The sequence below is a fragment of the Cryptosporangium minutisporangium genome, assembly GCF_039536245.1.
In the GTDB taxonomy this organism is placed as follows: Bacteria; Actinomycetota; Actinomycetes; order Mycobacteriales; family Cryptosporangiaceae; genus Cryptosporangium; species Cryptosporangium minutisporangium.
Window position 1 is genome coordinate 222,105 of the sequence record NZ_BAAAYN010000004.1, and the last position, 12,647, is coordinate 234,751.

Annotated in this window: 15 protein-coding genes; 5 read left to right on the forward strand and 10 right to left on the reverse strand. The window is 71.4% G+C overall.

Features of this window, described 5'->3' with window-relative positions; translation table 11 throughout:
- Positions 1-64 precede the first annotated feature (64 nt).
- Genes ABEB28_RS03795 through ABEB28_RS03825 form a run of 7 tightly spaced genes read right to left on the reverse strand, consistent with a single transcriptional unit; the run spans position 65 to position 5,123 of the window.
- Positions 65-1,291, reverse strand: coding sequence for a beta-ketoacyl synthase N-terminal-like domain-containing protein (locus ABEB28_RS03795; protein ID WP_345726529.1), 1,227 nt, complete (start codon positions 1,289-1,291; stop codon positions 65-67).
- Positions 1,288-2,550 carry a beta-ketoacyl-[acyl-carrier-protein] synthase family protein gene (locus ABEB28_RS03800; protein ID WP_345726530.1) on the reverse strand — a complete coding sequence of 421 codons (1,263 nt, stop codon included), beginning with the start codon at positions 2,548-2,550 and terminating at the stop codon, positions 1,288-1,290. The genes ABEB28_RS03795 and ABEB28_RS03800 overlap by 4 nt, the downstream gene beginning before the upstream one ends.
- Entirely contained in the window at positions 2,547-3,401 is an 855-nt protein-coding gene (locus ABEB28_RS03805) for a cupin domain-containing protein (RefSeq protein ID WP_345726531.1), read from the reverse strand. The genes ABEB28_RS03800 and ABEB28_RS03805 overlap by 4 nt, the downstream gene beginning before the upstream one ends.
- A gap of 18 nt (positions 3,402-3,419) precedes the next feature.
- Positions 3,420-3,677: an acyl carrier protein gene (locus ABEB28_RS03810; RefSeq protein ID WP_345726532.1), complete on the reverse strand. Its 258-nt coding sequence runs from the start codon at positions 3,675-3,677 to the stop codon at positions 3,420-3,422.
- Complete coding sequence (locus ABEB28_RS03815) at positions 3,674-4,024, reverse strand: antibiotic biosynthesis monooxygenase family protein (RefSeq protein WP_345726533.1); 351 nt, start codon at positions 4,022-4,024, stop codon at positions 3,674-3,676. Before ABEB28_RS03815 ends, ABEB28_RS03810 begins: the two co-directional genes overlap by 4 nt.
- A complete protein-coding gene (locus ABEB28_RS03820; RefSeq protein ID WP_345726534.1) occupies positions 4,021-4,764 on the reverse strand; it encodes an SDR family oxidoreductase in 744 nt (247 codons plus the stop codon). Before ABEB28_RS03820 ends, ABEB28_RS03815 begins: the two co-directional genes overlap by 4 nt.
- Positions 4,761-5,123: a SchA/CurD-like domain-containing protein gene (locus ABEB28_RS03825; RefSeq protein ID WP_345726535.1), complete on the reverse strand. Its 363-nt coding sequence runs from the start codon at positions 5,121-5,123 to the stop codon at positions 4,761-4,763. The genes ABEB28_RS03820 and ABEB28_RS03825 overlap by 4 nt, the downstream gene beginning before the upstream one ends.
- 401 nt (positions 5,124-5,524) lie before the next feature.
- Between ABEB28_RS03825 and ABEB28_RS03830 the strand changes: the two genes are divergently transcribed.
- Positions 5,525-6,703: an FAD-dependent monooxygenase gene (locus ABEB28_RS03830; RefSeq protein WP_345726536.1), complete on the forward strand. Its 1,179-nt coding sequence runs from the start codon at positions 5,525-5,527 to the stop codon at positions 6,701-6,703.
- Complete coding sequence (locus tag ABEB28_RS03835) at positions 6,700-7,557, forward strand: SAM-dependent methyltransferase (protein WP_345726537.1); 858 nt, start codon at positions 6,700-6,702, stop codon at positions 7,555-7,557. The genes ABEB28_RS03830 and ABEB28_RS03835 overlap by 4 nt, the downstream gene beginning before the upstream one ends.
- On the opposite strand, the gene ABEB28_RS03840 is transcribed toward ABEB28_RS03835, so the two are convergent.
- Positions 7,540-8,196, reverse strand: a complete 657-nt coding sequence (locus ABEB28_RS03840) for a TetR/AcrR family transcriptional regulator (RefSeq protein ID WP_345726538.1) — start codon at positions 8,194-8,196, stop codon at positions 7,540-7,542. The genes ABEB28_RS03835 and ABEB28_RS03840 overlap by 18 nt on opposite strands.
- A gap of 67 nt (positions 8,197-8,263) precedes the next feature.
- Between ABEB28_RS03840 and ABEB28_RS03845 the strand changes: the two genes are divergently transcribed.
- On the forward strand, positions 8,264-8,836 hold the full coding sequence (locus ABEB28_RS03845) for an ester cyclase (RefSeq protein ID WP_345726539.1): 573 nt from the start codon (positions 8,264-8,266) through the stop codon (positions 8,834-8,836).
- A 367-nt stretch (positions 8,837-9,203) separates the two neighbouring features.
- On the opposite strand, the gene ABEB28_RS03850 is transcribed toward ABEB28_RS03845, so the two are convergent.
- Positions 9,204-9,641 carry a DUF6069 family protein gene (locus ABEB28_RS03850; RefSeq protein WP_345726540.1) on the reverse strand — a complete coding sequence of 146 codons (438 nt, stop codon included), beginning with the start codon at positions 9,639-9,641 and terminating at the stop codon, positions 9,204-9,206.
- 228 nt (positions 9,642-9,869) lie between these two features.
- Positions 9,870-11,069: a tetratricopeptide repeat protein gene (locus ABEB28_RS03855; RefSeq protein ID WP_345726541.1), complete on the reverse strand. Its 1,200-nt coding sequence runs from the start codon at positions 11,067-11,069 to the stop codon at positions 9,870-9,872.
- Positions 11,070-11,216: 147 nt separating this feature from the next.
- Here ABEB28_RS03855 and arsM point away from each other — a divergent pair, with 147 nt between their 5' ends.
- Both arsM and ABEB28_RS03865 read left to right on the forward strand, forming a co-directional pair.
- Entirely contained in the window at positions 11,217-12,128 is a 912-nt protein-coding gene (arsM, locus tag ABEB28_RS03860; RefSeq protein ID WP_345726542.1) for an arsenite methyltransferase, read from the forward strand.
- 160 nt (positions 12,129-12,288) lie between these two features.
- Complete coding sequence (locus tag ABEB28_RS03865) at positions 12,289-12,633, forward strand: hypothetical protein (RefSeq protein WP_345726543.1); 345 nt, start codon at positions 12,289-12,291, stop codon at positions 12,631-12,633.
- Positions 12,634-12,647: the final 14 nt, after the last annotated feature.

Consider the following 12,647-nt stretch of genomic DNA (forward strand, 5'->3'; position numbering starts at 1 on the left):
CATTACCACATGACGACGCCGACGGCACCGAAATATCGGTGCCGTCGGCATCTGAACGCGAAAGCTAAATAGAGCCCACTACAGCGGCCGCATTGAATCCACCGGTTCCGCGTGCGACGACCAGAATGCGACGCAGCGACACCTCACGGGGCGTGTCGACCAAATCGATGCCCAGCGTGCGAGTGTCCGGATCGACGTTGACCGTCGGCGGAATGACACCGTGGCGAATCGCGAGCGCAGCCCACGCCACGTCCAGCGCCGCGCCGCCCGAGCACAACCGACCGGTCAGGGTCTTCGGCACCGTCACCGGTACCCGCAACCCCTCCAGGCCTTCCCGGAGCGCGAGCAGCTCCGCCCGGTCGGCCTCGGGGTCACCCCAGCCGTCGGCGAAGACGACATCGATGTCCGCCGGACCGCACCCGGCGCGGCGCATCGCTTCCCGGACGGCTCTCGCCAGCTGCCGGTGATCCCCCGGTCCGTCCGTCGGATGGCGTGCGTCGTGGGTGGCGGCCGTACCCAGGAGTCGGGCGTAGGCGTCCGGTGCCGAACGCTGCGCGGCGAACTCCGGGTCCTCGACCACCAGCATCGCCCCACCCTCACCGGGCACGTAGCCGCAGGCGTCCGGCGAGAACGGACGGTACGCGGTGGCCGGATCGGTGCGGCTGCTCAGCGTGCCCTCGCTCAGCTGGCACACCAGCGCGTAGGGCGAGAGCGGCGCCTCGGTTCCACCCACCACCACGGCCCCCACCCCGCGACGAATCGAGCGCGCGGCGGCGGCCAGGGAGTCGATGCCGCCGGCGCCGTCCGCGACGAGCACGCCGCAGGCACCCTTCAACTGGTGGCGGATCGAGATCTGACCGCTGCTCGCGGCGTAGAACCATCCGATCGACTGGTAGGCGCTGACGGCCCGGGGACTGTCCCGCCAGAGCGCATGGATCTCCCGCTGCCCGAACAGGTTCCCCCCGGATGCGCTCGCGGTGACGACGGAGACGTCGTACGGGTCGCAGTCGGCCGGATCGAGGACCGCATCGGTGAGCGCGAGCTGAGTCGCCGCCAGCCCCATCCACGACCATCGGTCGGTCTGCACCAGGACCCGGGAGTCGACCCACTCGCGTTCGTCGAAGGACGGCACCGTTCCGGCGAGGCGACCTCGTTGCGCCGGGGAGCCCTCGGCGTCGATCGGCGTCAGCCGGGGCGCGCCCGCCAGCGTGGCGGACCAGTGGTCGGCGACGCCGATCCCGGTCGGCGCGACCACGCCGATCCCGGTGATCAGTGGAGCGGCGCCGCTCATGCCGCCTCCTCCAGGCGGGAGAAGAGCATCGCCGACTGGAAGCCGCCGAATCCGCTGCCGGCCGACAACGCGTGCCGGGCCTCGACCTCGCGCGCCACCAGCGGGATGTAGTCCAGATCGCACTCCGGATCCGCCGTGGTGAGGTTGGCGGTGGGAGGCGCGACGCCGCGCTGCAGAACCAGCGCACAGGCGGCCATCTCGATCGAGCCGATCGCCCCGAGCGAGTGCCCGACCACGGACTTGATCGAGCTGATCGGCGTGGTGTACGCCGCCGTTCCGAGCGCGCGCTTGTAGGCCGCGGTCTCGTGCCGGTCGTTCTGTTTGGTGCCCGATCCGTGCGCGCTGATGTAGCCGATCTGGTCCGGGGCGACGCCGGCCTGGCCGAGGACGTCGCTGATGGCGGCGCCGAGCTCCACGCCGTCGGGGCGCAGCCCGGTCATGTGGTAGCCGTTGGTCCGGGCGGCGTACCCGGTGATCTCGCAGTAGATCGTCGCGCCACGAGCGAGCGCGGACCCCAGCTCCTCGACGACCAGCACGGCGGAGCCCTCACCGAGCACGAATCCCTGCCGCTCGGCGTCGAACGGTCGGGACGCCTGGGCCGGATCGTCGCGATAGGGCGTGGTGGCCCGGATCGCGTCGAAGCAGGCGACCGAGATCGGGGTGATCGGCGCGTCGGACGCACCGGCGATCATCACGTCGGCCTCGTCGTCCTGGATGAGCCGATAGGCGTGCCCGATCGAGTCGAGTCCCGAGGTGCAGCCGGTCGAGATCACCGCGGCCTGCGCCTGGGCACCGAACCGTGCGGCCAGTTCGGTGGCCGCACTCGAGGGAACCAGGGCCTGGTAGAGGAACGGCTGGGCGTAGCGGTGGTCGACGTACCAGTTCTGCCCCCGGTCACTCACGACGACGTACTCGTCCTCCAGCGTGATCGACGCCCCGACGGCCGACCCCAGGCAGACCCCCATCCGCTCGCGGTCCACCGCGCGCAGGTCGAGACCGGAGTCGGCCATCGCCTCGTCCGCCGCCGCGACGGCGAGCTGGCCGAACCGGTCGGTGCGGCGCACCAGCTGCGGGCTCAGCCCGTAGGCGGCGGGATCGAAGTCGCAGGCCGCGACGACCTGCGAACGGAACGGTGTCGGGTCGAACGCGTCGATCAGCCGCATCGCCGGTTTACCGTCGACGATCCGGTTCCAGAACTCCTCCCGTCGCGGTCCACCGGGCGCGACGACACCGATCCCGGTGACGACCACGCGCCTCATCGGGTTACCGCCACGAGGTCGGGCGCCTCCGCCGGGCCCGGCTCGGTGTCGACGTGCCCCAGGGCGGGGGTCGGCGCGAGCGGGCTGAGCTGGAAGACGACGAGCGCTTCGACGTCCGAGACGTTCGTCAGGCGGTGTCGCACGTTCCGCGGGATCAGCAGGGCGTGCTCGGCCGGCACCGAGGCCGGCTCGCTGTCGAGGTCGACCCGCAGGGCACCCGACGCGACGAAGAGGTACTCCTCCGAGTACGGGTGGTAGTGCTCGGAGACGCTCTCGCCGGGCTGCAGGCGAACCGCACCGCAGAACCCGGACGACGAGCCGACGTTGGCCGGGGCGACCAGCGTACGGAGGTCACCGCCGCGCCTGCGGTTGGACGGCACCGCGCCGAAGCCGACCACCGCACGGCGGCGAGCCTCGACCTTCTCCTTGATCAACCGCAGCTGCACCGGCGAGTTCTGGTTGATGCGCTCGGTCATCCCCGCGGTGTCGACCGGTGCGCTTGGTTTCATCTGGAAGTCCTGCACCCACACCATCCGGGTGACGTCCGCTTCCAGCCGCTCGTAGGTCCAGGTGATGTTCATGAACTCGAACGGGCCGGTCTCCACCCGCCGCGCCCGCACGAGGTAGCGCTCCCGGTCGAGAGTGCGCTCGGACACCCACGACCACACGCGTCCCTCCTCGTCGGGGTGCATGGTCAGCCGGAAGGTGACCGAGTCGCCGTCGGTCTCGAGGATCTCGGCGGCGGCGTACTCCGAGAACAGCCGCGGCCAGTCGCGTACGTCGTTGGTCTGCGCCCAGACGAAGTCGATGGGCGCGTTGATCTCGATCGAGTTCTCAGTGTGGCCCAGCACGAAAGGCTCCTGTTCGGGTCAGGCGGGACGCTGGGAGTTGACGAGTTGACGCAGCGCGGTCGGGGAGAGGCCGGGGGTCGACGACTCGTCGAGCCGCACGCCGTAGCGGTCCTCGATCCGGGTGGCGACTTCCAGCAGGGCCAGGGAGTCCAGGCCCAGCTCCTCCAGGGTGGCGTCGGCCGCGACGTCCACGTCCGGGTCTAGGCCGACGTCGAGCAGGATCGTGCGGAGGTCGACGTCGGTCATCGCGGTGGCGGCAGTGGTCGGTTCGGTCATGTGGGGCTCCCTAATGGCGGAAGTGCGGTGGTCTCGGCGCGGACGGTGGTCTCGGCGCGGACCAGGAATCGGAGCGACCGCGCCTCGGTGAAGCACGCCCGCATCGGCGCGACGAGATCGCGGTGTGCGGCGGTGGCCTCCCAGGCGACGAAGTCGTCGAGGCTCTGCCACTCGCTGGTGATCAGCCAGGACTCCGGATCGGTCGACGACTGGCAGACCTGGTCGCGCAGGTGACCCGGTACGCCGTCGGCGACCGCGTACCGGATCCGCTCGTAGGCGGCGAGGAAGTCGGCCTGCCGGTCGACGGCGACCCGGATCAGGAAGACGATGCGAGCCGGCGAACTCATCGGGGTCCTCGCCCGGCCGGTGGGCCGCCCGCCAGCGAGCTGGCGAAGCCGAATTTCCCGACGACCGGTACGACGCTTCCGTACAGCCCGTCGGCCGCCTCCGACGTCAGGAAGCCGATCACACGCGCGACCAACTCGTCGCTGACCGTGTCGTCCAGGACGACGCCGGGACGCTCACGCCGCATCTCCGGCGTGTCCACCAACGTCAGCGACACCAGGTTCGCGTGCACGCCGCGCTTCTTGACCTCGTGCGAGATCGACCGGACCCAGGCCTCGAGCGCGGCCTTCGCCGCCGCGTAGGCCGACAGGCCACCCATCGGTTCGGCCGCGAGCGGGCTGCCGAAGAACACCAACCGCCCGCCGTCGGTCAGATGCGGCAGGACGGCTTGGGAGGTCACCACCGCGGAGTAGAAGTTGGACGCCATCACGGCCTGGTACGCCGCCACGTCGGTGAGCATCAGTGGACCGACGTCGAAGGTGCCCACCAGGTGCACCAGGCCGCTCAGCCCGTCGAACCGTTCCGCCGCCAGGGCGGCGGCCCGGCGCGCTCCGTCCGGATCGGAGACGTCGACGTGGAGCACCTCGACGACCCCGGGCTCGCCGAACGTCTTCTCCAGCTCGGCGAGCCGCTCGGCGTTCCGGCCGGTCAGCAGGAGTCGGTCGCCGCGCTCGGCCAGTAGCCGGACGGCTGCCTCGCCGAGCCGGCCGGTCGCGCCGGTGACGAGCAGGGAGCTGGTCACCGGTCGACCGCGGCGAAGGTCGCGACCCGGGTCGTGACGTGCTCCATCATCGCCGCCCCGAAGAAGGCCCGCGCGCCCTCGGGCGTACTGAGGTCGCGCGGCTCGGCCAGGTGCGGGTCGAGCGCCCGCTCCAACGCCTGGATCGACGGCTGCTGCGCCAGATGGGCCATGACGCTGGGCAGGCTGCCCTCGATGTCCATCACGCGGACGACCGTGTCGCCTTTCAGGAAGATCGAGGTACCGAGCAGGCGGGTGCCGTCCGGCGCCGTCCACTCCGGGGGTTCGTAGTTCGCCAGCAGCTCGCGGACGGCGTCCACGCTCTCGGCCTTCACGCGGAACGTGATGGCATGACGCTGCATCTCAATCCTCCGTCGGCGGGTCGTTCGAAAAGTCGGCCCGGCCAGACTTTCCGAAGCGCCGCTCGACGGTCTTCCGCCGCCGGGACCGATCGACGGTCCGCCGGGAGGGGACAGCACTCCCTCCCCCGGGACGGTGTGCGCTCATCCCCGCGTCGGAAGACCGCATCCGGTGTCCCGCCTAGGTTTTCTAAGGCGTGTTTCAGAAGCCTCGCTCTCGCTGCGGCCCCACCCAGACGTCGATCCGGCAAGGCGGAAGGATGTCCGGAGACCGCTGTTGTATCCGGACATCCTTCCAACGCCGCCGGTCGGCGTCTGGGCGGGCCGCAGCGAAAGCACGGGCTTCTGAAGCACGCCTTGGCGCCGGGTACGGCGCGGCCACCTCGGACGAGGGAAGGAAACCCATGACGGTCGCGGTGATCGGCGGGGGGATCAGCGGACTGGTCACGGTACTGGCGCTTCGCCGGGCCGGGATCCGGGCCACCGCCTACGAACGGGCGCCGGTACTGCGCGGGGCCCAGGCCGGGAACGGGTTGGTGATCTGGCACAACGCGGTCCGGGCGCTGGAGTCGATCGGCCTCGGAGACGCGCTGGCCGACGTGGGAGCCGAGCTCGCGTCCTACCAGTGGCGCTCGGCCACCGGTTCACGATTGGCCACCTGGTCGATCACCGACGGTCGCCGCCGTACCGGCGTGCCGTGTTACACGGTCAGCCGCCCGGCGCTGCACCGGATGCTCAGCGACGAGGTCGGCGACGACCTGGTGCTCGGTGCCCGGTTCGCCGAGTGGGAGCCGAAGGGCACCGGCGTGGCGGTGCGGTTCGAGGACGGCCGGGAGACGAGCGCCGACGTGCTCGTCGGCGCGGACGGCATCCGGTCGACGGTCCGGCGAGCGCTGCACCCGCACGAGCCACCGCCGCAGTACGCCGGTGTCACCGCGTGGCAGGGAGTCGTGCCCGCCGCCGGCCTCGACATCGCGCCCGGCACGTTCGTCAACACCTTCGGACGCGGTCTCTGGTTCGTGTACTACCGCTTGCCGGGCGGCCAGGTCTACTGGGACGGCGTCGTCAGCGAGGCGGTCTCGCGCTCCTGCGTCGCGACCGGACGGTTGGGTGACCTCGCGCTCCCCCGCTTGTTCGCGGGCTGGCCGGACCCGATCCCGGCGCTGATCGCCGCCACCTCCCCCGGTGACGTCCAACCGGTCGACATCTACGACCGGACGCCGGTTACTCGCTGGTCGACCGATCGCGTGACGCTGGTCGGTGACGCCGCGCACCCGATGACGTTCAACCTGGGGCAGGGCGCCAACCAAGCGATCGAAGGCGCGGTGGTCCTGGCCGACTGCCTGGCCGGCGAACCCGACGCCGGCCGGGCGCTGGCGCAGTACGACGAGCGACGCATCGAGCGCACCCGCCGCGTGATCCGGCGTTCCCGCGCCAACGGAGTCTTCAGCCGCCTGCGCAACCCGCTGGTCTGCGCCGGGCGCGACCTCTTCATGTGGCTGGCCTTCGACCGCGTCGTCTACCGCAAGACCTACGAGCTCACGATGGACATGAGTCCCTGCCGGAACTGGAGCGACCGATGACCTCTGCCCACACCACCGGCGTCAGCCGCACGGCCGTCATTCCCGCGCAGGCGAGGGCAGCGGAGACCCGGCGAAGCGACCGGCTGTTCACCGACCCCTACGCCCAGGCGTTCGTGGAGGCGGTCGGGTGGATCCAGGTCGCCGAGGCCGGGCGGCTCAACCAGGAGCATTTTGTTCTCCGGACCCGCTTCTTCGACGACTACTTGACGTCCGCGTCGTCCTCCGGCTGCCAGCAGGCGGTCGTGCTCGCCGCCGGCCTCGACACGCGCGCCTTTCGGTTGCCGTGGCCGACGGGCTTCCGGTTCTTCGAGGTCGATCTGCCCGCGCTGAGCGGGTTCAAGGCCGCGGTGCTGGGCGCGCACCGGGCCACGCCGACCTGCGACCGCCGGGTGGTGATCAGCGACCTCCGCGAGGAGTGGGCGGCCGATCTGATCGCCGCCGGTTTCGACCCGGCAGCGCCCACGGCCTGGCTGATCGAGGGCCTGATGATGTACCTGGAGCCCGGCGACAACGACCGGCTGGTGAAGGAGGTCGATCGCCTGTCGGCACCGGGCAGCCGGATCGCGCTCGAGCACGTCAACCGAGCCTATGTGGATCTTCCGGAGATGCGGGCGGTCCACGAGCGGCTGACGCGGGTCGGTGCCGCCTGGCGGTCGACGCTCGAGGATCCGACCGGCTGGCTGGCCGACTTCGGCTGGCGGTCCCAGGTCACCCCGCAGACCGCCTTGGCCGCGGCCCACGGCCGGCCGGTGCCCCCGCTCACCGATCCGGACCGGGTCGGCGCGGCGCGCATGTGGCTGGTCAGTGGCGTCCGCGGCGACCGGCCCGAGGACCGCTCAGACCATCGGTGGTAGCAGCGCGTAGGTGAGCTGGTCGGCGAGGAACGCGGCGTAACGCTCGCCCGTCCAGCCGCGTTCGCGCACCAGCGTCAGGTAGAGCTCCGGTTCGTTGAGGCCGTAGATGACGTCCGCGGCGTCCTCCGGGGTGAGCCCGGCCCGCAGTCCGTCGAGCTCCGCCAGCCGTCGGGCCGTCATCAGCGCGCCGAAGTACCGCTGCTTGGGCGCGACGTCCTGCAGTTCGGCCAGCGCCGGATCGGCGGCCGCCTTCAACGCCCGGTCGATCGGCGCGAGCCGGGTGTTGACCCGCAGGTAGTTCCCCGCCTGCAGGCGGATCAGCTCGCGCGGGTCGGTCTGGGCCATCGCGTGGCGCATCCAGGGGCGCTCCGGAATCGGCACCGGCTCGTCGTCGCCGGCGATCGCGACGTCCCGGGCCTCCTTGAGCAGCTGCGGCTTGCCGCCCGGCACCGCGGTGAACACCGTGGGCCGAGCCACGCCCGCCCGGGCGGCGATCGCCTCGATCGTCGTGCCCGCGTAGCCGTGGGCGCTGAACAGCTCGATCGCCGCGGTGATCACGGCCAGCCGGGTCTGCCGGGCCTTCTGCGAGCGCAGTGGGTACTTCTCGGCCTTCTCGCTATCAGGGTTGACGCTTGACACAACCCGGAGTCTACTCATAGACCCACAGTCTAATAATAGACTCCAGGTATTGCTAAGTGAGGCGACGATGTCCCGCGACACCGAACAACTCGTGCTCGATCAATTCACCGGCACGGCCGCCGGTGACCTGGCCACCCTCCAGGCCTGCACTCACCCCGAATTCGTCAACCGAGAAGCCGCCGACGAGCCGCCCGCCTGCGCGCAGCTCGGCGTGCCCGGCATCTGGGCGACCAGCGCCTGGCTCCGCTCGGCGTTCGACCTGCGCATCGATCCGATCGAGATCCAAACCAGGGGCGACCGGGTGATGGCGCACGTCTGGATGCGCGGAACGCAGCACGGGCCGTTCGTCGTCTTCCCGCAGCGCGCCCGTCCGACGGCCTTCCCCCCGACCGGGCGCGCGTTCGAAGTCCGTCAACTGCACACGTTCGGCGTCCGCGACGGCCTCCTCGTCGAGCACCAGGCGGTCCGTGACGACCTGGGGATGATGACGCAGCTCGGCCACCTCCCCCCGTCGCCGGCGGCTCTGCTGCGCATGGCTCGCTACACCCTCAGTGGACAGGCGGGACGGGCGGTCAAACGGGCGATCGAGATCGCCGAGCACGCCGCCCGCGAGGCCCAGCCGCAGCCGTCCAGGGCGTGACCGAGCCGGCCCAGGACCTGACCCGCACCCACCGCCGGCAGGCGGAGCCGGTACCCCCGGTTCCGGCCGTTGCGATGCAGCTGGAACCGGCGGCCGCGCTACCCTGACGAGCGTCGGCTCAGCCCATGTCGCGCGCTCGGGAGGTGCCTCATGACCGGGATGGTGGCACCCGCCTGGATGCACGAACAGCTCACCGCCGAGCAGTATTTACACCGGCGTCATTCAGGTCTCCGCACCGTTCGCGCTGGAGATCGACCTCAGCCACAGCTAGGCAGAGCACGTCTCGACGCAGGTCAACGCAGCAGGCCCGGAGCGGATGCTCCGGGCCTGCTGACGTCTGACGGTCGCATCGCCGCACGAGCACCGCTCAGGGGCGCAGCCGCTGCGCGATCGCGGGGATGACGATCGCGGCCGCGACCAGGTGGGTGACCATCAGCAGAACCTTGGTGCTGGACGCGGCGTCGGCGATCAGGTCCGGGACCAGGGACAGCACGGTGAGCGCCACGGTGGTGCGGAAGAAGGTACGGCGGGGGTGCCGCGCGAACCGGCGGAGCGCGACGGCGAGGACCAGGCCGACGAGCGAAAACAGGGCGGTCAGCGTGGCGAACCCGGGCACCGGGATGGGCTCACCGGCGATGTCCAGGCTGATCCCGGCCGCGTGGCCGGCCGCCGCGACGACGGGGGTGGCGACGCTCGCCGTGGCCGTGGCGACGATGCCGGCCAGAACCAGCGAACGGAGCGAGGGCGCGGCCGAAGCGGTCACGGCGGTGGCGGTCGGGGCGGCGGTGTGCGCGGTGGTGGTCATGACGGGCCTCCGATGCGGCGTCGGACCGGTCCTGCGCCGGTCTCTCGTCAGCACTACGAAGCCACCGAGCCGACTACGACACCCCGACGAAAACTTTTTCGCGGACGGCGCCCCGTCGAAGAATTCAGTCGCCATCGGCGCCGGATCCTCGCGGCGTCGCCACGCGTTCCCCGCCCCCGGGCGCGACGGCCCCGGCGTTTCGACGAATCTCGTGTCCGGTCCAGCGAGCTAGCGCCGCACGTGCGGCTCGAGCAATCCGATGAGCTGCTGGGCCTTGGCGATGTCCGCGGCGGCACCGGCCCCGTACGGCTCGTGGTCGCGGAGCGCTGCTCGGGCGTAGGCGAGGGCTTCCGCCTGGTAGCCGGGGACCTGGGCGAGCAGGAGCGCGATGTTGCACCGGGCGACTCCGGCGCCGTGTCGGTCGTCGCTCTGCTCGCGGTAGGTGATCGTGGTCTGCCAATGGTGGAGCGCGGCGTCGGCGTTGCCGGCGCTGGCCTCGATGACGCCGAGCTGGTTGTGGCCGGTGGCCAAGTCGTCGGTGGCGTCGGCCGGACAGAGATCCAGTGCCTGCTGACAGAGGGCGCGGGCGGTGGCCAGGTGTTCTTGGGCTCGCCGTTGCCCGGCGGCGCTCTGGACGTCGGCGAAGAACCGTTCGAGGGCGATCCGGCCCAGCTGCCCCAGCACGCCGGCGAGGGTCTTGCGGTCGTGGGCCGGGATGAGTCGCTGAGCCTCCCGGTAGGCCCGTTCCGCCTGGTCGAGGTTCCGCACGGCAGGGACGTTGAGATAGGCCGTGCCGATGTTGAACCACGTGCGGGCTTCCGCGGCCGCGTCGCCGATCTGCTGGTCGAATCCGGCGGCCTGACGGTAGTGGGTAAGGCAGTCGGCGCTGCCCTGCTCCCGGAGGATCTGACCGAGCTCGTGGTGGCTGGCGGCCAGGCTGCCTATCCGGTCGACGTCCCGGTCGGTGCGGCGTTCCGGAGAGGTGGCGAGGGCACCGGCGGCCCGGTCGTGGTTCCAGGCCAGGCGCAGGCGTGCGAGCTGCGCCGCGAGCCCGTACTTGCGGTCGTTGCGGGCGAGCTGGATCCGATACCCGGTGACGACGCTCCACTGCTCCTCCGCACCCGGACGCGGCCCGTCGGTCCGCGGATCGACGAGGTCGTCGACGAGCGAGCCCACGACGCGGGCCCAGCGGTCGCGGTGGCCCCGATGGTCGTAGAGCGTGCGCAGGCCCTGGGCGCAGCCGACCGCGGCCCGCCACCAGCGATGGGCCCTGGCGGTGGCGAGCGCCTGGAGAAGGTTGGCTTCCTCGGCCGCGAGGGTCTCGATGACGTCACCGTGTCCGGCCAGGTAGCGCTCCATGGCCGAGTCGCCGAGGTCGCCGTAGCGCTCGGCCTCCCTGCGGAGTTCCTCGAGCTCGGACCGTCCCATGCCGACCTCCGAAGTGCCGCCGCGGTCGCTGGGCCTCGACGGTAGCCAGTCCTCGCACATCTGCGCTCGAAGATATTGACGTTCATCGATACGTGGACCACAGTAGGACGCATCGAAACTCATCGATATCAATGAGCGGAGGACCTCATGGTCGAGAACACAGTGCGCGAGCAGGTACGGCAGCGGTACGCCGCGGCTGCCCTGGCGGTGACCGCGAGCGGGGACGAGCGGGCCTCCTGTTGCGGGCCGGCCGCGGCGACGGAGATCGACGAACGGTTCGGCGCCGGCCTCTACGGCGACGACGTCGCGGGCCTGCCCGCGGAGGCGGTCGCGGCGTCCCTCGGGTGCGGCAATCCGCTGGCGGTCGCCGAGCTCGCGCCCGGCGAGCGGGTCCTCGACCTGGGCTCCGGCGGGGGCATCGACGTGCTGCTCTCCGCGCGGCGGGTCGGCCCGACCGGCAAGGCGTACGGCCTGGACATGACCGAGGAGATGCTCGCGTTGGCGCGCGCCAACGCGGCGAAGGCCGGCGCGACGAACGTCGAGTTCCTCAAGGGACAGATCGAGGCGATTCCGCTGCCGGCCGGCTCGGTGGACGTGGTGATCTCGAACTGCGTGATCAACCTGTCCACCGACAAGCCCGCGGTGCTCGCGGAGATGTTCCGGGTGCTCGCGCCGGGCGGACGGATCGGGATCAGCGACGTCGTCGCCGAGGACCACCTGAGCCCGGCCGATCGGGCCGAGCGCGGCAGTTACGTCGAGTGCATCGCCGGGGCGCTCTCCCGCGCCGAGTACCTCGACGGGCTGGCGGCGGCGGGGTTCGCCGACGCGTCCGTGACGTTCACGCACGAAGCCGCGCCCGGCCTGCACGGCGCGATCGTCCGCGCCACCAAGCCGGCGGGCAGCGAGCCGCACGCCGGCGCACCCGCGGCGGCGGCAGAGGCGGGCGAGGACGCGAGCGGCTGCTGCGGACCGGCGGTCCAGCAGAATTGCTGCGCTCCCTCGGCGAAGAGCGAGTGCTGCGGCGACCAGCACAGCCCCGGTCAGTGCGGCTGCCAGTGAATCGGCTATCTCCCGGCCCGACCGCATTCGAAAATGGGAGCGGCCGGGCCGGGCCGCACCGGGCTGCGGTCAGGCTTGCATTCGGTACCTAGGTACAGGCTTACGGTCGAGTGGACGGCGCCGCACTGGTGCCCGAACCCACTGCCCGAAGGAGCCCGCGATGTCGTTCGATATCCCCGAGGCGTGCACACTGCCCACCGCCGAGCGGCCGCTGCGGCTGGCCGAGTTCGATGACCTGTTCGCCACGGCCGTGCGCCGGGTGGAGTCGGTCAGCGCCACCCACGCCCGGATGTACCTCACCGGCCCGGCCGGGCTCACGGCCACCGTGCGGGACCTGACTGCGCGGGAAACCGAGTGCTGCTCGTTCTTCGCTTTCACCACCCACCCGGAGCAGGCGACCGACGGCGAGGCCGTGCTCCTCGACGTCGAGGTCCCGGCGGCCCACGCTGACGTGCTGGCGTCCCTCACCCAGCGCGCCAGCGCCGTCTGGTCCGCGCCGACCTGACGGCCGTGGATTCC